Source organism: Vibrio sp. Vb0667, assembly GCF_033391095.1.
The window spans coordinates 13851-31865 of the sequence record NZ_JAWPOL010000015.1 but is presented as its reverse complement, the minus strand read 5'-3'; the positions used below and the strand labels follow the sequence as shown (position 1 = coordinate 31865).

The 18015-nt window shown below is 45.8% G+C and carries 26 protein-coding genes; 22 read left to right on the top strand and 4 right to left on the bottom strand.

Going from position 1 to position 18015, the window contains the following annotated elements; all coding sequences use genetic code 11:
• Positions 1-1426: 1426 nt before the first annotated feature.
• Entirely contained in the window at positions 1427-1660 is a 234-nt protein-coding gene (locus tag R8269_RS14700) for a hypothetical protein (protein ID WP_206954369.1), read from the bottom strand.
• A gap of 139 nt (positions 1661-1799) precedes the next feature.
• On the opposite strand from R8269_RS14700, the gene R8269_RS14695 reads away from it, so the two are divergent.
• The 20 genes from R8269_RS14695 (at position 1800) to R8269_RS14600 (ending at position 11653) form a co-directional block, all read left to right on the top strand.
• Entirely contained in the window at positions 1800-2231 is a 432-nt protein-coding gene (locus R8269_RS14695) for a hypothetical protein (protein ID WP_161441356.1), read from the top strand.
• Positions 2206-2508, top strand: a complete 303-nt coding sequence (locus tag R8269_RS14690) for a helix-turn-helix domain-containing protein (protein ID WP_017634072.1) — start codon at positions 2206-2208, stop codon at positions 2506-2508. The genes R8269_RS14695 and R8269_RS14690 overlap by 26 nt, the downstream gene beginning before the upstream one ends.
• 3 nt (positions 2509-2511) lie before the next feature.
• The gene (locus tag R8269_RS14685; protein WP_206954368.1) at positions 2512-3051 is read left to right on the top strand and encodes a single-stranded DNA-binding protein; all 540 of its coding nucleotides are present in this window, start codon (positions 2512-2514) and stop codon (positions 3049-3051) included.
• 3 nt (positions 3052-3054) lie between these two features.
• A complete protein-coding gene (locus tag R8269_RS14680) occupies positions 3055-3354 on the top strand; it encodes a hypothetical protein (protein WP_206954367.1) in 300 nt (99 codons plus the stop codon).
• A 56-nt stretch (positions 3355-3410) separates the two neighbouring features.
• Entirely contained in the window at positions 3411-4814 is a 1404-nt protein-coding gene (locus R8269_RS14675; protein ID WP_206954366.1) for a hypothetical protein, read from the top strand.
• Entirely contained in the window at positions 4811-5008 is a 198-nt protein-coding gene (locus tag R8269_RS14670; RefSeq protein WP_169628928.1) for a hypothetical protein, read from the top strand. Before R8269_RS14675 ends, R8269_RS14670 begins: the two co-directional genes overlap by 4 nt.
• Positions 5009-5094: 86 nt before the next feature.
• A complete protein-coding gene (locus R8269_RS14665) occupies positions 5095-5676 on the top strand; it encodes a hypothetical protein (RefSeq protein WP_206954365.1) in 582 nt (193 codons plus the stop codon).
• Positions 5676-6134: a hypothetical protein gene (locus tag R8269_RS14660; protein WP_169628926.1), complete on the top strand. Its 459-nt coding sequence runs from the start codon at positions 5676-5678 to the stop codon at positions 6132-6134. The genes R8269_RS14665 and R8269_RS14660 overlap by 1 nt, the downstream gene beginning before the upstream one ends.
• Before the next feature lie 4 nt (positions 6135-6138).
• Positions 6139-6639, top strand: a complete 501-nt coding sequence (locus tag R8269_RS14655; protein WP_206954363.1) for a hypothetical protein — start codon at positions 6139-6141, stop codon at positions 6637-6639.
• 64 nt (positions 6640-6703) lie between these two features.
• Positions 6704-7168, top strand: a complete 465-nt coding sequence (locus R8269_RS14650) for a hypothetical protein (RefSeq protein ID WP_238952809.1) — start codon at positions 6704-6706, stop codon at positions 7166-7168.
• Between the two features lie 2 nt (positions 7169-7170).
• Positions 7171-7899, top strand: a complete 729-nt coding sequence (locus tag R8269_RS14645) for a VRR-NUC domain-containing protein (protein ID WP_206954361.1) — start codon at positions 7171-7173, stop codon at positions 7897-7899.
• Positions 7900-7925: 26 nt separating this feature from the next.
• Entirely contained in the window at positions 7926-8624 is a 699-nt protein-coding gene (locus tag R8269_RS14640; protein ID WP_017634077.1) for a hypothetical protein, read from the top strand.
• Between the two features lie 119 nt (positions 8625-8743).
• A complete protein-coding gene (locus R8269_RS14635) occupies positions 8744-9013 on the top strand; it encodes a hypothetical protein (RefSeq protein ID WP_169628924.1) in 270 nt (89 codons plus the stop codon).
• On the top strand, positions 8992-9315 hold the full coding sequence (locus R8269_RS14630) for an HU family DNA-binding protein (RefSeq protein ID WP_238952810.1): 324 nt from the start codon (positions 8992-8994) through the stop codon (positions 9313-9315). The genes R8269_RS14635 and R8269_RS14630 overlap by 22 nt, the downstream gene beginning before the upstream one ends.
• Positions 9315-9611, top strand: a complete 297-nt coding sequence (locus tag R8269_RS14625) for an HU family DNA-binding protein (RefSeq protein ID WP_158159308.1) — start codon at positions 9315-9317, stop codon at positions 9609-9611. Before R8269_RS14630 ends, R8269_RS14625 begins: the two co-directional genes overlap by 1 nt.
• Positions 9604-9846: a hypothetical protein gene (locus tag R8269_RS14620; RefSeq protein WP_017634081.1), complete on the top strand. Its 243-nt coding sequence runs from the start codon at positions 9604-9606 to the stop codon at positions 9844-9846. Before R8269_RS14625 ends, R8269_RS14620 begins: the two co-directional genes overlap by 8 nt.
• On the top strand, positions 9824-10462 hold the full coding sequence (locus R8269_RS14615) for a DNA N-6-adenine-methyltransferase (RefSeq protein ID WP_025558929.1): 639 nt from the start codon (positions 9824-9826) through the stop codon (positions 10460-10462). Before R8269_RS14620 ends, R8269_RS14615 begins: the two co-directional genes overlap by 23 nt.
• A 14-nt stretch (positions 10463-10476) precedes the next feature.
• Positions 10477-10962, top strand: coding sequence for a hypothetical protein (locus R8269_RS14610; protein WP_161607483.1), 486 nt, complete (start codon positions 10477-10479; stop codon positions 10960-10962).
• Positions 10955-11224 (top strand): hypothetical protein, encoded by a 270-nt coding sequence (locus R8269_RS14605; RefSeq protein WP_206954359.1) that lies wholly within the window; start codon positions 10955-10957, stop codon positions 11222-11224. The genes R8269_RS14610 and R8269_RS14605 overlap by 8 nt, the downstream gene beginning before the upstream one ends.
• Before the next feature lie 240 nt (positions 11225-11464).
• On the top strand, positions 11465-11653 hold the full coding sequence (locus tag R8269_RS14600) for a hypothetical protein (RefSeq protein ID WP_206954357.1): 189 nt from the start codon (positions 11465-11467) through the stop codon (positions 11651-11653).
• 414 nt (positions 11654-12067) lie between these two features.
• Here R8269_RS14600 and R8269_RS14595 read toward each other — a convergent pair whose 3' ends face one another.
• Positions 12068-12583 carry a hypothetical protein gene (locus R8269_RS14595; RefSeq protein WP_206954354.1) on the bottom strand — a complete coding sequence of 172 codons (516 nt, stop codon included), beginning with the start codon at positions 12581-12583 and terminating at the stop codon, positions 12068-12070.
• Positions 12580-12975 (bottom strand): hypothetical protein, encoded by a 396-nt coding sequence (locus R8269_RS14590; protein WP_206954353.1) that lies wholly within the window; start codon positions 12973-12975, stop codon positions 12580-12582. The genes R8269_RS14595 and R8269_RS14590 overlap by 4 nt, the downstream gene beginning before the upstream one ends.
• Before the next feature lie 308 nt (positions 12976-13283).
• Here R8269_RS14590 and R8269_RS14585 point away from each other — a divergent pair, with 308 nt between their 5' ends.
• The gene (locus R8269_RS14585) at positions 13284-14678 is read left to right on the top strand and encodes a hypothetical protein (protein WP_017634086.1); all 1395 of its coding nucleotides are present in this window, start codon (positions 13284-13286) and stop codon (positions 14676-14678) included.
• Positions 14671-16167 carry a hypothetical protein gene (locus R8269_RS14580; RefSeq protein WP_017634087.1) on the top strand — a complete coding sequence of 499 codons (1497 nt, stop codon included), beginning with the start codon at positions 14671-14673 and terminating at the stop codon, positions 16165-16167. Before R8269_RS14585 ends, R8269_RS14580 begins: the two co-directional genes overlap by 8 nt.
• Before the next feature lie 108 nt (positions 16168-16275).
• On the opposite strand, the gene R8269_RS14575 is transcribed toward R8269_RS14580, so the two are convergent.
• Positions 16276-17163: a hypothetical protein gene (locus tag R8269_RS14575; RefSeq protein ID WP_017634088.1), complete on the bottom strand. Its 888-nt coding sequence runs from the start codon at positions 17161-17163 to the stop codon at positions 16276-16278.
• Positions 17164-18015: the final 852 nt, after the last annotated feature.

The window sequence follows — 18015 nt, the reverse complement described above, 5'->3', positions numbered from 1 at the left end:
ATCTTGTTACTTAAAGACCTAAAAAAAGATCTTTAAACGAGTTAAAACCAATTTAAATCAATACGTTACGGTTCCTATAGATCTTATAGTTCTATAGTTCTCATAGATTGATATAGTTAAATATAGATCTTTATAGCGTATGTGGATAACTGGAAAATCAAAGATTTACACAGTTTCCCACATACACAACAAGTTTTTGTTGTTTGGATGAGTTAATGATCCTAGCTATAGACAACGGCATGCTACAACGAATAACGACCGCATTTGTGTGAGTTCTTGACAAAAACACGAATTGACAGGAAATATTAATTATTGGATAGTTGTAAGTGTGCTCTAGAAGCAACAATGTACTTCTAGAGCGACAACGTTGTCTAGCCGAATAGTGCTTGCACTATGGCTGTGACTAACTTGATTAAAGCAATCAAGAGATCAACTAACTTGACCATATCTACCTCTCCAAAGGCTTATGGTTAAAGACAACGCACAAGGGTTTTTGATGGTGGCCGCCATCGTTTACCCGCATGCACGAAGTGAAGCTTTCTAGCTGCTTCGAGCTTGGTTGGTGATTACATAATTACCTCCTAATTAATTAAAGGTTGGGTTCTTCGAATCCAGCCTTTTTTTATATTCTTCACACCAGCAATGGTTGTGGGGGAACGTTTTGTTCCAATCCTTGCTGAACTTAGTATTTCAGACTCTTAGCCCATTTTGCAAACGGCGAAATGGTATAAAACCTTCTTTGCCGCGAATGGATTCATTCTATTGCATCTCGTAAAAAATAGCCCTGAGATGGCTTTGTGTTTGTTTGCTTTCTGTACATCACCGAGGTTAATGAACGTCTTTGTGTTTGTCTATAAAGATTCGACGTTGTGTATATAGCTCCGTCATACTCAAACTAGGCCGATTATATAACACCTTAAATTTAAACCGGAAATCATCTCGTCCCATAAGACAAATTTGGTCATTATCTATTCAGTTGCTCAGCTTGGGCTCTCATCAAGTTATCCGTTAGCAGCATTAAACACAACTATTTGACGGTGATAAGACGCTAAACGATCCGGTATCACATAAGGCGTTTATTTTTCACTATACCGCGATTTTAAATGGAATGCGTGCTAACAGAACCTTACGGACGAGGTTTCTTGATGAATCAGTTCAAACTATCTTTCGCGATTGATGCTTTCTAATTTCTATTTTTCTTTTATAAAGCGACAGTGTTGTTGTTTAATTTTGTTGGTTTTTGTTTATTTTTGTTGCTGGTGGATGTTTTAATGGGTTTCCGAACGATAAGCTTTTGCTCTATGAGTAGGTGCTTTTTTTATGCCTTAAATTCTTGAACGTTCGGATTAAGTATTGAAGCGAAAAAAAGCTTCGAGTTTCCCCGAAGCTTTTCATTACTCTTATCCCGATAGCTAAACGTATCCGTCTATGCGAGGTGGATTTTATCATCATCCACTTTGAAAAGAGAAGTGTTTATCTTGCTAAGTAGCTTATCTACTGGGATTTTCCACTTTTTACACAAGTCATATAGGTTGTTCTGACCGCTCTTAATTGCATTGGCCAAAGCGAAGTCTAAGACGCTGTTCGAGGTGTTGGTCATGTACTCTTTAACGTCTGCTTGGATTTGGTCGTGAACTTTTTTGCTGTTGTTCTCTGACATTTGCTGATTCCTCATATGAGTCTGTTTGCCTGTTTGCTGAGACAAAAATACATCGTTTCGTTTTTTGTATCAATACTTTTTGCATTGTTTTTTAAGTGGGTTTATACTCCGCATAAAATTGATGTGTTCGGAATGAAAGATGAGTGAGGAAATTTCTGAAATTAAGCGATCTCAACTGGAACAACGGCAAAGAGAGCGAGACAAAAGCTCACCATCAATCCTGGATACATTCGAGGGCATAGAGCTTACGGACGAACGCGAAGCTCTGGCGAACCGGTTACAAGATGCCGATGTGACATTGGATGACAAGCCGGATCGCTGCCCGACTTGCAATGGCACTGGTTACACCAAGTCGTTATTTAGCAAGTGGGAGTGCTGTAGCTGTTTTGGGACGGGTTACGACCTTTCCGATCCGGTTGCCGTTATCAAGTGGCAAAAGCTCTGCCTCGATTGGTCAAAGAATCGGTTACATGAATATCGCGTTGCCTTGATTAAGGCGACCACAACCGAGGAAGAACGACTAGCAAGTGAAGTGGAGAGCTTCTATGAAAATGCGAGACGCAAAGACTAAACAGGCCGCTCGAATCCAATCGCTTGAATATCGACAGCAACGTGCAGCGCGAATCAAGCGAGCGAGACGGCATGCAGATTTAACCATACTCGAAATGAGCAGGTTAATCGGGTTATCACCAGACACTTATCGAAAAATCGAGAATGGCGAAGTGAACCCAAGGGTGCAAAACCTAGAACTGATAGCGGTCTACACAAGTACAGACGTGGGTTATTTGTTCTTTGGTGATGCGATTTCTAACAGAGACGAAGCGGTAAAGAGAGATACCGGAGAATAACGAATGGCTTCAAGAGGCATTAACAAGGTCATTCTGGTTGGTAACTTGGGGTCAGATCCCGAAATCCGATACCTACCAAATGGCGGCGCAGTAGCGAATATCACGGTCGCTACATCCGAAACTTGGCGCGATAAAGCGTCAGGCGAGAACCGAGAAAAAACCGAGTGGCATCGAGTGGTGTTGTTCGGCAAGTTGGCCGAAGTGGCGGGGGAGTTCCTACGCAAAGGGTCACAAGTTTACATCGAGGGTCAATTGCAGACTCGCAAATGGAAAGACCAGCAAGGCCAAGACCGTTACAGCACAGAGGTAGTAGTTCAAGGCTTTAATGGCGTGATGCAAATGCTTGGCAATAACCGAGCTGGTGGCCAGCAACAACAAGGCGGTTGGGGTCAACCTCAACAACCACAGCATTCACCACAGCAACAGGGTGGTTGGGATCAATCTCAACAGCAATACGGCGAGCCACCAATGGACTTTGACGATGACATGCCGTTCCAGAACGAGTTCCGTCATTACAAGATGTTGAGTTACGTGGCGGCTTAAACCATGAGTAAACAAAATTTAGCGTTAGCAACTCAAGACGACTTACTGATTGTACTGCGTCGAATGACCACTAAAGCGCTTATGGAAATGCGCGAAGCGACAGGCGAAACGGACTTTACTGACACACCGAATGCTTTCTATTTCAGTAACCGCGCAATCGCGGCAGAGGTAAACGGGTGTTCGCGAGAGGTGGCCAATCTAATCCAAGAAAGTGATCTCGACTACGTTCACAAAGGTAGCGAAATACTGGTTTGGCTGGATGACTTAGAAGAACGCCTTGAGCGCTTTGCTAACCAAGAATAAGCAAACTTTAACCCTATTCCCTTATCCCAATTTTTGAGTAGTAGAGAAATTTTCCTATGAGCGATGTTTTTACTGTAGAGCTTCCGTGGGGACTTCCTGAAAATTCGCCAATTGAAATCAAAGAATTTGAGATCCCGCTTGTTGGTTTGATGCAGCACATCATCGATGACTTGCAATTCAAACTATCCCAACGCACGGCCAAGGCCGACGAGGCGCTAAAGCAAAAATATCAGGCAATGCTTGATGAACGTACCGAAATCCTTGCAGCGCGTGACCGCGCAATGGCTGGTACTGAGGTGATGCGTAAAAAGCGTAATGAGGCCGAGCAGATCGCAGCCGAGCTACGCGAAGAAAACGAGCGTCTAGGTAAGGACAACCAACGCCTAGAAGCAGAGATCAAACGCCTTACCACTGAGTTGCGTCACGCTCAACAAGAACTGGACGGCATTCCTAAGCTGGTGGAGAACAAGGTAGCCGCTGCATTGGCTAACCAAGTGGCATCATCTGGTGAACTGGAATCGCTTAATCAGCAACTTGAGAGTGTTCAAGAGCAACTACGCATTGCCGAGGATAAACGCAAAGCAACCGCCGCTAAGAACGCGACATTGGATGAGGCATACAAGGCCACTGAATCAGAGCTCACCAAGAGCAAAGAGCACATCGAAATGCTAAGTGAGCTGGTGGCGACTCAAACCGAGCAAATCAACAGCATGAGCGAGGGATTGAAGAACGCTGACGAGAACTATCACTACGTGATGCACAACATTGATGAGGTGTTGGCCTACGCAGCGATCATTGCTCACGAAAACGAAGAACTGCGCAACGACAACCTATATCTAGGTGAAGCGGTTCAATACCACGATCTTAAATCCGTTTGGAAAGGCGGTAACTGGCAAGCCTACATGCTTTGCAAGGCGACAGCGATTCAGCCTCAAGAGGGTCTAGGCAAACCGGATCAGCGTTTTGGTCTGATTTACCTAATGAACACGCATACCGGAGCTGGCCACACGGCTTACATTGGTGAAGATGGTTCCCTATGTATGTCTAAGCTGCTACACGAATCGTGCGTACTGCCACAAGAGTATTGGGAAGAATTTACCGAGGCCGCTAAGCAAGTGCCAGTAGACCAAATTGAGCGAGCTTTAGACCGTGCAGTTAAGCGCACAAAGAAAGTCGTGAGTGTGGCCAAAGTCCTCGATTTGGATTGGTGTACCCAAGTGAACCTAGTAGAGATTGCGCAGCGCTTAAGTGATTACGTGCCTCAACATGAGCTAAACCGAGCGCTAACACACATTGAACTTGCGAAAGAGCTTGCACCACGCAGCGTAAGCCTAATTAAGCGCATCAACAAACGATTCAATACAGAGTACGCGCTGCATTCCGCTGGTGGCCGTATTCCAGATTCACCAAAGAAACCAAGCAAGCCTAAACGTAACCAGAAACGAGGTAAGCGTAAGTGAGCGAGACATACAAGCCATTTTCAGCCGTGCTAGTGACGTACCAATGCGATGACGAGCAGTGTAAAGGCAATGTAGTTCGATTAGGTAAGGTGCGCGTCGATAATGAGTTTGCGCATCGATGCGAGAAATGCAGCAAAGGGTACATGCTGGAAAAGGAATACCCACACTTGGCGCACCAAAGCCACAAATACTGAGATGAATTTAAACCCGCAAGGGATACGCTCCCTTGCTTTTCCTACCCCTAATAAATTGTTTAAGCCAGAAAGCGAGAGGCATGAGCATGAACACTCAAGAACAGTTCGAAACATCCTGCGAAGTTAACACAATGATGGTCGGTTTTAATCCCGAAACAGGCGGAGTGGTTTTGATGGCTCCCTATTATTACGACCATTACCGCGCTGTGCGTGATGTGGTTCTTCAAGCAATTCCAATGCACGTAAGCAAGGTGTACGAGTATGACGAGAACGACAAAGATGCAGTACCGCCTCAAGTAGTCGTGGGAGTGGCGACCAAGATTGCTGAAACGCTACTTATGGACAGCAAGCTATTCCAATTGGCGATGAGTGCCGCTAATGAATTGGAATATGTGTACAAGGGGGAGGAAGAATTTGATCCCGAAATGCACTTGCCTTTGGTGTTAACGAACCTATCTCAACAAGCTTGCGATTACCTGACGAACGAGCTCAAAGACAACATTAAATCGGCAGATGATCGCCCTGGTGGTACGTCAGAAGAAACTAAGCAGATGCTTAGCCTTGTTATGGATATGCTTGACATGCTGAAAGTGGAAACCAAGCCGGATTCAACCGTAGAAGTTAAGAACGTTCAACGAGTTGTAGCTGACGGGGAGACTATTCACTGATGCTGAGAAAATTTACACTAGCGGCGGCCTTGCTGGCCGCTTTTCAAGCGCATTCAGCGCCAGTAGTAACCCCTGTTCGAGTTGCACCTATGCCAGTTCGTGTTGCTCCTGCGCCTGTTCGTCCGGCAACGCCAATCAAAGCATCCACCAGCACAACAAGCACGGCGGCGAATGCTGCTTTAATGATGACCGTGCCAATGATTGTTGCTAACAGTTCTGCGGCACAAACCGATTCTAGCGGCTCGCTGGTGGTCAATCCGATGTTCTTTACGGCTTGCTCGACAGAGCAGTATGAGAGCGCCTTGGTATTCCAAGAGGTGTGCAAGGTAACGAGAGGCATCAATTCATCGTATTGCCCTATCTTGTCGTTCTTTCGAGAGTGCGACCGAGTGGAGTCTGTAGAGGGCTTACAACCAATCAAACCTGAGTATAAACACGTATTTTTTAAGAGTGAGTAAAACAATGACTGAGCAACATTGCGGAACAAGACTTGTTAAAGGGCTGTCTTTTAAATTTGACGAGGAAAACAAGCGTGTTCACTTAAGTCCAAGTTTTTATTTTGACCATTTAAGAAATGTTCGTGAATCGATGAGGCGCAAGCTTGATGAACGAATGTCGGGTGCGCCAGATTCGGTGCTTAAGAGCTTTCCAAAGCTCTTTAATAGTGTATTGGCTGACGAGCGTTTGATGACATTCTCTCAAAAGTGCTCCGAAGTATTGAGTAAGCCTTGTGAGAGCCGTGAGGATGCGCGTCAACAAATGGGAAACATTGCTAGCGAGCTGGCCAATCAATGTAACAAGCAAGTGGCCAAGGTGCTAAGAGCTGAAAATGACATTTTAAAATCGAAAAACGCAAGCCTTGAGGGGCAGCCATCCCCAATTGAGCTGATAGCGATGGTGCTGGAATCGATGCGCTCAAAAGCTCGCAAAGTACATAACCCCGAAATAAGCACAATACACTAATCGAAAGATCATAACGTTAGGCCGCCTTGCCAAGCAGTGTGAGGCGGCAAAAAAGAGGTACAAAGTGGCTAACGTTAACGACTCCAATATCATTTCCCGTTTGTTATCCATTCCTGAGTGTTATCAGCTCGATTTCTTTGTTCGCAGTGCGCCAGCTATCCAAGACGACTCAACCTATTGGGACACGCTAGGAACGCTATGGAAAGCGCAAGGCTCGCACCAACATCAATGTGTGTGGTCGTCCCTGTTGACGTGCCCGAGACGCAACAAGCACAAGGTGATGAAATCGTCAGAGCGCAAGGCGTTCGCCAAGCTACCCAAGGTGATCACGGCCTACCGAGCTATCAATGACGAATCCGAAATCGAAACCGCACTTTGTTGGACGCTATCTGAGGACATTGCTAAGCGTGTTTTCTCGCAAGGTGGCTGCCGCAAAGTGGTAGCTAAGCAATTCACCAAGGACGAGGTATTTGCCTACTTTAACCGCCGTAAGGAACAAGAGATTTTAGTAACACAAGGGCTTATCTAGTTATGGCCAAGGCACCACGATTCGATCACTCTTTCCTCGCAAACCAAGTCGCTAAGCGCAAGAAGTGGAAAAGCAAAGGCCTGAAAGCTGGCCACGGTGGCGACTTCAATATCGATGCAGCACTTAACGAGATTAACCGTTCTGTTAATCACATCATCAATCCGGTATCGATAAACGTCCCTAATACCGCGCTGGTGGATAAGTCGGAACTACCAGCTTGGCTTATCCGTATTCTTGAGAAAGACAATGACGTTGCGCGCGCTGCAACACAGAAGAAAGTGGAACTGGATTCACCACACAAAACGCGCCTTGCACAAGGGATTAAGCGCCCGAAAGAGTTTAACGACACGAAACTGGCCGAACACTGGTTACAGGTGCGTTTGTTCTACACGTTAGAGACGCAGTACAAGGACATTTACCCACTGGTTTTCTCAATCCCGAACGGTGGCTATCGAACACCTAAAGCGGCTTCGATGATGAGCTATGAGGGACAAAAGAAAGGTGTGCCAGATATATTTTTTCCTATCCCGAGAGGGGTGTATCACGGGTTCTTTTTGGAGGTAAAAACGGAAAAAGGTCGCCCAAGTAAGGAACAACAGGAAAAGATAAAAATGTTCCAAAATCTAGGGTATTACGTGGTTGTGGCCAAGGGGTTTGATGAGTGCATTTGTCAAATTAATAGCTATCTCCAATTGCCAACATTTGATAACAAAACTAGACTAGCCGCATAAGTATATAAAAAGGGCTTAGTTATCTCATGTTAGCGAGTGAATATCACAGCATTGGCCAAAAGCCAGTTGATTTAGACGTGTTAGAAGCAACAAAGGTAGTCCGTAACTTCCTATGCGATTACCTTTACTATGACAAGTTGTTGCTAAGCTATGCTCCCGCAGGGGAATTTGGTAGCGCTCAAGCGTATCGCTGGCTTACTGGTGGTCATATTTGTGACTACGATGCTACTGGCGACACAATTGCACCAAGAGAGAAGATCAACTATCGAGTCATTAGAATGCTATTCGATGCTGGTCTAATCAAAGTAAAAACCAACATCCGAACGCCACATACTCGCTGCGTTATCTTTGAATGGGTTCGAGACATTAAGAAATATCGTCGTGAAATCCTCCGTACTAAAATCTTTGGCGAGAATGTTTACCTCACTAGCGCAATGATTGATGCTACAGCGGCGCAATATGGTCTGACCGTGACGTTTGTCGGTGCGAGAGGTGTCTTTGAGATATTGGATGGTAATGGCAACTCAATCCCGAACGGCCAAGCCAAGAACACCTACATATTCATGAATAGTGTTGGTGAGCCAGTAGGCCGACTACGTGATATGTCCTATTGGGAATGGGAACAATACTTATACGACACAGCGACACGCGCCAAGCTGCGCAAAACGCCTCTCAAAGTTCGTGATGGCATGCGCAGCCACTTTTCGGAGTTCAAACGAGCTTAACGCCAATCCTTGATCATCTTTCCACAAATACCGCCTATATGGGCGGTATTTTTTTGTATTAAAAACAGAAATCGTGTTCGGAATATTTACGGCGTGTTCGGAATGGTTATAATCGTCGCATGGCAGGACGTAAACCCAAAAAAGACGCCTTGACGCCTCAACAGCGCTGGAATCGTCATCTGGCCAAAATGGCTAGGTTCGACATTAAACGTCAATACTATCGCGCCAGCGCGACACAACGAGAGCAAATTAGGCGACTCCAAATAGAACTTGGCTGTAGCAGTCGAGAAGAACTGGTTCTTTACGCCATTAATCTTCTAGGCCAACAGCACGGAATTTATCTGAAAGATATTCAAGAGGACTTAGCGTGTCTAAACAAAAAGCCGTAGGTAAGCACGAACTGATCTCAGCAATGAAAAAAGAAACGGGCGCATTACGTGAAGAATGCGAGCTGGTTTTTGATGCCTTTATCGAAGAAATCTCAACTCAAACCATGATTGAGGGCAATGCTGTATTGCTTAGTGGTTTCGGTACGTTCGCACCTCGCCTTAAGAAAGCCCGAGCTGGCCGTAATCCAAAAACGGGAACACCAGCGATTGTAGCTGCGCGAGACAAGCTGACTTTTAGTGCATCGGATGTATTCCGCGATGAGCTGGCAAACAAGGTAAACGAGATCAAGGGGGCACATTAATGAGCACACGCTTAAACCGAACTGACATTGAAAGAAACATTTCTAAACGCCTTGGCTTAAAGCTTACTGGTGATGATGCAGAGCTGGTGGGCGATTGTCTGGACGCAATGATCAATCACATTCTGGTTGAGATTGCGAAAGGCCGTGAGGTGCAAATTCGAGGCTTTGGCCGTTTCCGTCACATAGAGCGTGAACGCACAACCATTAATCCGGCGACGAAAGAGCGCTTAGGTGTCAAAACCGAGCACAGCGTATTGTTCTCTGCTTACAAGGGCATGGTACGCGTCCATGAATGATAGCAAGGCAATTGGGCTACGTGTCTTTATCGGCTCTGTTCGACTACTGGCCATAACCATTGTGTTAGCGCTGGTGGCTGTTGTCGGTATTGGCACATACAGCTTTTATGGATTGGTGGTCTATCCAAAGATAGAGCGAGTGAAGATTGATTTGGACGCAGAACGTATCGAGCGCATTACGGTAGCGGCCAAGAGTGGGGAGAAGTCAGAGAATGGCGCACCTAGTCAAAAGTAAAACCGTCGAGGGCGCAAAGAACAAATGGGCGACTCGTTGGGACTGTTTCTTTGATGCTCAATTCCTCTTTCGACGTGATACCGGAAAAGAGTTTGTTTTAGACGTGGCCGCCGAGCCACAAACCGCCAAGGTAAACCGCTTCTACGTGGCTCCTGACTGGATTAACGAACAGCCGAGTGGATTCCCAAGCCTTAAACCAAAACACAAAGCAGCTCAGCTTCTAAACCCTGTTTGTGTTGGGTTCGATGGCCTACAAGGCGAATGGGAAGATGGCTGGTGGTGCAATCCTCCGTTCGACCTTAAGTTTGAGTTTCTGGAAAAGGCGCTAGAACAAGCCAGAAAAGGCCGTGACGGCATGATGCTGTTACCACATGAAGAACTCACAACGTGGTGGCTGGACTTGGTTGAGGGCTACGCCACGATGATTTACAAGCCGGATGGCCGTTACCCGTTCTATGAGACAGACGGACACACCAAAAAGCAAGGCGTGAACTTCGGCAGTGCCTTAGTGCTCTTTACCGAGAAAGGTCTACAAACACCATCCATGCGCTTTAACCGTAAGGTAGGCAGAACGCACCTTACTGGTATCTATGAGCAAATCGCAAAAGTGGCTTAAGGGAGTGAGCCGCTATGAGTATTCAATATCAGGGTCAACCAATGAGCGTGTACCGTCTCGCTCAGTTAACTGGCTATCCAATGACCTCCCTCTATCGCGCGTATCACAAAGGACTACGAACCGGAGAGGAACTACTGGCCGAGGCTACCAAGCACCTTGTGACCTACCAAGGCAAGGTAATGACCGCAAGACAGCTATGCGCCGCTACCGATACCAGTTACCGCAGAGTGCTAAGACGCCTTAAGGCTGGTGTACCCGCTGAAAAGGCCGTAAAGGACAACGTAGACCGCCGAGGAAAGAACTGCGCATCCAAGTTATCCCCTAGTGAAGTTCTACGCATCTATGAGCTGTTATTCACTAAACAGGTATGCCAACACACGTTAGCCGAGGAATACGGCGTACACCAGTCCACGATTAGCGACATATGGCGACATAAACGTTGGGGATGGCTCACTGCTCCGCTTCGATACCAGTTAGAGGGGAAAGCAAGCAATGAGTAAGACAGGAAAGACAAGAGCCTATGTATTCACGCTTAAGGTGAAGAAAGCTCGCCTAGTGACGGTGCTTAGATTCAAACATCAATGGTTAGCCTACATGGCCATCAAGCATCTGAAAAAGCGATTCTGGTTTGCTGACCTACAGTTTAGGCAAATCACGACTTTTAATGCGCTCTGGTACTTGTTTTTGATAAAGATTGGCTACTATGAAACGCTCAAGAAAGCCACCAGCAAAAAGCGACAGAAAAAATCTTTAAATGGGTAAAAGTCACAAAATGAAATACAAACTTATATTGTGATGTGTTCGGAATGAGTTTAGTATTGTTTCCATAGGACAGTGACGGATACGACTTCCTATACGGTGCGCTTGTTTAATAAGGTTGTGCAAGCGTTGTAGGGTAAAACCTACAGGCTCCCAAAGAGGGCAAAGGGTTGATCTTCGAAAGAGGGTCAGCCCTTTGTTCTATCTATCCCCTACCAAAGAACGCCTATGAGAGTAGGCACTATGAGAAAAGTTCACGAACTATTCTGGTATCGCAAACACGATCGCATCCTTAAGCGAGAGCTGGCCAAGGATAAGCTGTACACCAAAGAGCTGGATAACGCCCTACGCAAGATGATTCACGAGACAAACAATCATCTAAAGCAAACTGAAAGCGAAAAAATACTTGAACTGATAATTCCGAACAGCTAAATTTATTCATACGCGAGTTACATAGTTGCCATTGTGACGACCGTGTTTTCCTTTAAAAATCTTAGACAACTGTGCTCAAGCGCCTTTGGTTATTCCATTGGCGCTTTTTTCTTGATTTTTCGAGGTAAGTATCAATATAATTGCCTTGTTTTCGTGTGAAGCGTACAGCTTCGGCGAGTGATTCAAAGAAGGTTTGCAAAAGAGAGTTAAAGAGCTGGTAGAAATACTGGCTCTTTTTTTATATGTCGCGTTTCAACCTATTGAAAAGGCGTTTTGAGTGTCCTATATTTACCTCGCTCGCAAGAAAATGGACGTGGATACTCCAAAATATAGATGGCCAATTGATTGGTTATTGAATTACCTGTTATTGACAACTCCTCAAAATCAAAAGGCCACGGTAAAACGTGGCCTTTTTTATGTCAAAAACGTCATTTTCAGCAAGTCTATTCGGAATGACAAAGGCCGTAAAAAGCCAACTAAAATACATGCTACCGAGAAAATGAATACGCATGTGATTCGCTGGTGGCTCCCCGAAGCGAATAGATTCAAACAGTACCTATCAAATGGGGTAAAAATCGGCACTGGCTGGCGGTTTAGCACATCCCCAAGCCAATGCGAAATACAACCGCATCCAAATCCACACAGAATTGCACCTAGAATCGTGCTGGTGGCTTTTAACGCCTCAATGAGTACGAATGTATCCCCTATTGCCAAATGATAGCCATAAGCCGTTACAGCGAGCCATATTGAAAGGATGTGGGTGTAAGTTCGGTGCGGGATTCTGTCAAATTCAAGCCAGTCCGGTGCGCTCGAACCGCTTAAGCAACCAAGAAATGCCAGGATTGAATGCAGTGGTGTTGTGTCTGCCATTAAGGCGAGAGGAACGGGCGCAAAGCACAGTGCGCCCCAAGCGTGTCCAGTTCGGTTCATTCAGCTTCGCATCGAGCGCAATAGGCATAGACGATAGCACTCATCGCTATGGTTCGATTGCGGTAGTTGGTGGCCAATTTCTCAAACGTCTTTGCCACTTCGGGGTCAATCCAAGGACTGATTTGGCGTGTCCCTACTAGGTCGCCCTCGATTACTTCGGGGTGCTTTTCTGGTAGTTGGTTTGGATCGGTGTTGTTGATGGCCAACTGATACAGCTCGGTCAGGGTAATCCCGTTCTGTTCACATTGTTCGCATGCTTTTGCGTGAGCAAGGTGTGAAATTCGCACTTGAAGTAGCGCTAATCCCTTTTCCCGTTGGCGGGTTCTAAACATGGCTTGTCGTGCTTTGGTTTTGGCTTTGTGTCTGAATTTGATGCGCTCGGGTGCTTTCAAGGGGTATTCCTTTCGTCACGTAGCGCGTTGTCTTGGGTATGGGGGAAAGGTGGCTAGTGAGATAACGCAGCCAATTACTATATCGTGCCGCAGAATCAATTGTACATGAGTAGCGTTACTCACTAGCTGGCCATGATTATATGCAGAAAATCGTTACTGTAAACACTATTTAATGTCGCGTTATCAAATTTTGTCTTTAAAACCTTATTGACAATCAAATGATTGTTTTAACTGACCTCGTTCGTATTGTTGTTACCTGTTTAAACTCTGTATTATTCCGAACGTAACAAAATGAATGGGGTTTAACCGTGTCCGGCAAGATTGACTATCAGGCTCACCAACAGCAGTTTTGGGAGCAGTTAGAGAAGCAGCCGACTTTGACGCTGGCCGAGTATTGCGAAGCCAACGGATTGAAGTACGGCACCGCTAAGCGATATATAAAACGGCCAGCCAAAACGGGCGGCAAGTTCCAACCGTCCGTTATGCCAAAAATCAAAGCGAAAAAGACCAGTCAGGGCAATGACTGGCATTCCCTTTTGAAAGAATTTCTCGTGCGTGGCGCTCAAAACCCAACGCTCACGATGGCCGCTTTTGCGAAAGATAAAGGGGTGAACGGTGCGACATTGCGCCGCCAGTTTAATTCCATGCGATCGCTGCCCGAGTTTGATCGATTATTTGATCTTTACGATGAGCAATTAGCGAAATTTCAAGAAGCGAAAAACGACAAGAAGAAAAAAAGGGCTGATAAATCAAAGTCCAAAGAAGCGGGGGCAACTGCGCAAGCGCAAAGTGCGCAAGGCGATCGCGCGAAAACAGGGGGTATTGGATCACTGCGCAAGCCGCGATCAGTTGAGGGACTTTCGCAGTATTCCAGTGCTCAAGTGGGTCGCCCTGTTGTGCATGGTGGTTATGCCCGTAGTGCGGGTATTACTGGCGAAATCATGGATATTCTCATGGATACCGATCCGCTTTCGGTTTGCAACGAACTGATTATTGCCCGTTCGCAGTATTACCGAATGAATGAGACGTTAGCTAAACGCCTTAAAGAGATCGATGAAATGGAAGAAAGCGGAGACATTCCGCTCGATGACGAAAACCAGCCAGTAGACATAAACGCCATGCGTGACCGTCTCATCTTTGGCTATGGCACCAGATTGCGTGAACTGGAATTAAGTATTTCCACGATGGCCAAACAAGAGGCCAAGCGCTACATCGATTTGCGTAAACAGGAATACGCTGAATTGATGATGCCACACTTACTGCCAGCGGAAGAAACCAGCCTAGTAATAGAAATGCTTTCTCTGCGCACTAAGAACAACTGGACAGCCTTAGAGACGTGTCAGCAAATCGAGAAGTTAGGCGCACGTCCACCAGCAACGCTATTGCATGAAGCTAAGGTTGAACTAGCGAACCTAGAGCCAGAAGTAGACGACACTGGTATCAGTGAGCAAGAGCTGGATGAACTGTTTGATGACTACACGTTAGAGCAGATTGAGCAGCAAGATAACTGGCTACCTGCGCGCAAAGAAGAAGTAAACCGACGAATCAAAGAAGCCGAAGACCTAGAGAACGGCGTAGAACCTACCCTATCCCCATCCCAAATACAAAACGAAGCCGCTAAAGAGCAAGCCTATGATGACCTCGATAACGAGGGAGTGTCGGGGTTTGACGATGTAGACAGCTTCGAGGTACTTGGTGGCTAGACGAATAAAGAGCGTAACACAAGATCCCCGTTACCCTGCCCTAGTTAAGCGGTATCGCTATGACTGGAAACGCCTCGCTGTTGAGCTAGTCGGTAAGAAGCCGAGCTGGCAGCAGCGCAAAATCATTGATAGTGCTCAGCGTATTGGTGCGCGAACGACTGTCAGCTCTGGCCACGGTACAGGCAAGTCAGACATGACCAGTATCATGATCATTGCTTTCATGCTCTGCTTCCCCAATGCGCGTGTTGTGCTGGTGGCGAACAACGCGAGACAGGTACAAATCGGTGTATGGAAGTACCTAAAATCCAACTGGAACACGCTCTTACAAAAGCATGGTTGGTTACAGCAATACTTCACCATTACCGAGACAGCCTTTTTTGAAAACTCAGCAAAAGGTATCTGGCAAACCAGTGCTAAATCGTGCCGTATTGGTAACGAGGAAGCGCTAGCGGGTGAACACGCTAAACACTTGTTTGTCATTGTCGATGAGGCGTCAGGCGTCTCTGACAAGGCTTTTGGTGTGTTAGCGGGTGCATTGACCGAGAAAGATAACCGAATGCTGCTATTGAGCCAGCCAACGCGCCCTAGCGGCTATTTCTACGATACGCATCACCGATTAGCCGAGCCTAGTGGTCGATGGCGAGCCATCCGGCTTAACTCCGAGGAATCGCCGTTCGTAACCGTGGAATTTATCCTCGATAAGCGATTGGAGTATGGCGGTCGAGAGGCACCGGAATACCTGATTAAAGTACGTGGGGAGTTCCCAAGTTCCATTGCTGGCATGCTGCTTAGTCGGGATGCACTGGACAAAAGCGCAAGGCTCAATCTCGATATGCCCGATGGTTGGGGTTGGGCTGCGCTGGTGGACGTGGGTAATGGTCGTGACCGCTCGATACTCAATATCTGCAAGGTTTGGGGTCAACGCATGGAGCGCATCGTTAAGAGCGTGAAATTGCTTGAACAACCAAGCACGGTCGATCCGGTTCGGTTCGCTGACATTATCCATGCAGAGTGTAGTGAGGACTTGTACCCAAACATCACGATAGCAGTGGATAGTGACGGTGTAGGTTATGACACGGCGACTTGCTTAGAACGCTACGGACGGCGCGTACAGCGCATTCGTTGGGGTAAGAAGATGCACTCCACCAGCGACAAGCAGCGTTTCTTTAACCAGCGTGCGTATGCCAATGTTATGGCTCGGGATGCGATAAACCAAGGCCGCATGCAGATAGATAAGAACGTCAAGACGGCAGAACAAGGCAGTAAAATACCTTGTGCAATCAACGAGTCAGGCCAATGGGTAATGATGCCAAAACCTATGATGAAAGAGAAAATGAACATCCCATCACCTGACCGTTGGGATACATACTGCTTTTCTCAATTGGTAGATTATGTGCCGCACGAAATGGAAGTAACAGAGAGCATGCTAGAGTCTCGCAGTTCCGTAGAACAATGGGTACTGGAAGCGCTTGAATCGGACGATGCTTAATTCCGTTGGTGCCAACATATAAAAGTAATATGAAAAGGTGGCGATACCGCTAAATATCGCCACCAAATCACCAATCAAAGCGGAACAACAATAATTTAGCTTAAAACCTTAGTTCACTAATCCATCGAACTGCGAACGTGCTTTGCTTTCGTTCTTGCTTCTAAGCTCTTTTCTGGCTTCACGAATAGCGTCAACTTCGCTTTCTATATACATATTAGCGTTAGGGTACAGTACCGACTTAAAAGCATTCGCTTCATCGAATATCGAACGTCCCTCAGTGGTGTTGTTTGTGATTAGCACATCGTGATCTTTACAAGAGCGATGCCTAATTAGAACAAGGCCACCAGCGTTAACGTGAACCTTTTTAGCTACGCGAGAAATGCCGCCATTGTTGCCATCATAGGTATGGATAATAGCGACAATGTCATTGTGTTCTTGACCGCGCTTTCTAAACTCAACGTCTGCATTGTCTTTGAAGTATTTCAATTCATTCAATGCAGTGTTTTTATTGTTAGTGAGCTGTTCTTTCTCATCTTCTGGAAGATCGTAGGAGAGTTTACGGTCTAGGTCGCGTAGGTATGCTTCAAGTCTTTTGGCTAGACGTGCACCAGTGACTTTCTGGCTGCTAGCTGCTTTATTAATTGTGATGTTAACGCGACGGACGTTCTCAATTACGGTCGTCTCTTTAAATGAGTTAGATGAGCTGTTGAAGTATTGAGGTGCGCGCTCTAAAAGCTCTTTATTGGCTGATTTCGCGGCCTCAATATACTCAAGTAAACGAGTGGTCGGATTACCACGTTTTACTACAGCTACGATGCGATCATTGAATAGTCCACTATCTTCCTTGCCATCTATTTGTTCGGAAAAAGTCGCGCGGTGCTTCAAGGCACGTTTTAGGCGCGCATCTGCCGTTTGTTTGTTTGCAAGTAATTGATTAAGTGTTTCTATATCAATAGCTTTTAAATCTTTAATTTCAGTATTTTTTTTATTAATCATGGTGAACGGTTGCTCCAAATTACATTGGAGGATAAAGGTTACACTCCATCCCTGAGCGTACGCGAGTAACGAAAAACCCTACCTTTATCCTTGATGCGTAGCATACCGTTTTTGTGTTCGGAATTAAATAAAAAACGAACAGAAGAACGTTATAAGTGTTGCTTTTTAAGCGGAGAAGTGATCTCGAACGAAGTTTAATACGTCATCACGATTAATGGATGAATTGCATAGTGCGTTCGGATGCGATTGGATAAGATGCATCATGCAAATGTCGGTCGCGTCATCGAGGAACGAGCTGCTAAATACATCTAGGGACAGGTCACATTTATCTAGTATTTCGACTGGAATTAATTGATTCAACGTGCAGTGCATATCTATATCTCTTAAGCCAATTGACTGGATAGCCAATACGTATATAGCTCTGATTTGGAAAGAGTTTAGGGGATTCTCGCCAACCGAGCTGATGTTCGCGGAGTATTATGAGACTGTGATCTTTGATTGTCTAGATATGCAAAATAATGCAAACATATCGTTACTAGCAGTTAGGTTTTGAGAACGTGACCTATACCGCATAATAATTGAGGATATGCATGTTTGTTCGTGTCGCGTGACGGCGTAACACCGTCATTATATTGCCACAGACGGGTTATTGTCGTAGTGAGTTTCAAAAAAACCTCTTTTAGTTTCAGTTCTACACAGAACTGAAACTAACTTAACCAATGCTTTGTCGCTGGTCATCGACGCAAAAAGACATAAAATCCAATAAAAACAACAACTTATCAAGTATCTAAGATTGCTTTCTAATCCTGGCATTTTGTGTGAATGAGTCTAAATATTCCATAGGAATATTGA

What these genes read in the sequence shown, in the direction of transcription:
- R8269_RS14640 (WP_017634077.1), top strand. Translation starts at nt 7,926, where the DNA reads ATGTTAGCGAGTGAATATCACAGCATTGGCCAAAAGCCAGTTGATTTA.
- R8269_RS14655 (WP_206954363.1), top strand. Translation starts at nt 6,139, where the DNA reads ATGACTGAGCAACATTGCGGAACAAGACTTGTTAAAGGGCTGTCTTTT.
- R8269_RS14685 (WP_206954368.1), top strand. Translation starts at nt 2,512, where the DNA reads ATGGCTTCAAGAGGCATTAACAAGGTCATTCTGGTTGGTAACTTGGGG.
- R8269_RS14665 (WP_206954365.1), top strand. Translation starts at nt 5,095, where the DNA reads ATGAACACTCAAGAACAGTTCGAAACATCCTGCGAAGTTAACACAATG.
- R8269_RS14645 (WP_206954361.1), top strand. Translation starts at nt 7,171, where the DNA reads ATGGCCAAGGCACCACGATTCGATCACTCTTTCCTCGCAAACCAAGTC.
- R8269_RS14610 (WP_161607483.1), top strand. Translation starts at nt 10,477, where the DNA reads ATGAGTATTCAATATCAGGGTCAACCAATGAGCGTGTACCGTCTCGCT.
- R8269_RS14675 (WP_206954366.1), top strand. Translation starts at nt 3,411, where the DNA reads ATGAGCGATGTTTTTACTGTAGAGCTTCCGTGGGGACTTCCTGAAAAT.
- R8269_RS14620 (WP_017634081.1), top strand. Translation starts at nt 9,604, where the DNA reads ATGAATGATAGCAAGGCAATTGGGCTACGTGTCTTTATCGGCTCTGTT.
- R8269_RS14615 (WP_025558929.1), top strand. Translation starts at nt 9,824, where the DNA reads ATGGCGCACCTAGTCAAAAGTAAAACCGTCGAGGGCGCAAAGAACAAA.
- R8269_RS14625 (WP_158159308.1), top strand. Translation starts at nt 9,315, where the DNA reads ATGAGCACACGCTTAAACCGAACTGACATTGAAAGAAACATTTCTAAA.
- R8269_RS14635 (WP_169628924.1), top strand. Translation starts at nt 8,744, where the DNA reads ATGGCAGGACGTAAACCCAAAAAAGACGCCTTGACGCCTCAACAGCGC.
- R8269_RS14605 (WP_206954359.1), top strand. Translation starts at nt 10,955, where the DNA reads ATGAGTAAGACAGGAAAGACAAGAGCCTATGTATTCACGCTTAAGGTG.
- R8269_RS14695 (WP_161441356.1), top strand. Translation starts at nt 1,800, where the DNA reads ATGAGTGAGGAAATTTCTGAAATTAAGCGATCTCAACTGGAACAACGG.
- R8269_RS14680 (WP_206954367.1), top strand. Translation starts at nt 3,055, where the DNA reads ATGAGTAAACAAAATTTAGCGTTAGCAACTCAAGACGACTTACTGATT.
- R8269_RS14660 (WP_169628926.1), top strand. Translation starts at nt 5,676, where the DNA reads ATGCTGAGAAAATTTACACTAGCGGCGGCCTTGCTGGCCGCTTTTCAA.
- R8269_RS14700 (WP_206954369.1), bottom strand. Translation starts at nt 1,660, where the DNA reads ATGTCAGAGAACAACAGCAAAAAAGTTCACGACCAAATCCAAGCAGAC.
- R8269_RS14600 (WP_206954357.1), top strand. Translation starts at nt 11,465, where the DNA reads ATGAGAAAAGTTCACGAACTATTCTGGTATCGCAAACACGATCGCATC.
- R8269_RS14690 (WP_017634072.1), top strand. Translation starts at nt 2,206, where the DNA reads ATGAAAATGCGAGACGCAAAGACTAAACAGGCCGCTCGAATCCAATCG.
- R8269_RS14575 (WP_017634088.1), bottom strand. Translation starts at nt 17,163, where the DNA reads ATGATTAATAAAAAAAATACTGAAATTAAAGATTTAAAAGCTATTGAT.
- R8269_RS14595 (WP_206954354.1), bottom strand. Translation starts at nt 12,583, where the DNA reads ATGAACCGAACTGGACACGCTTGGGGCGCACTGTGCTTTGCGCCCGTT.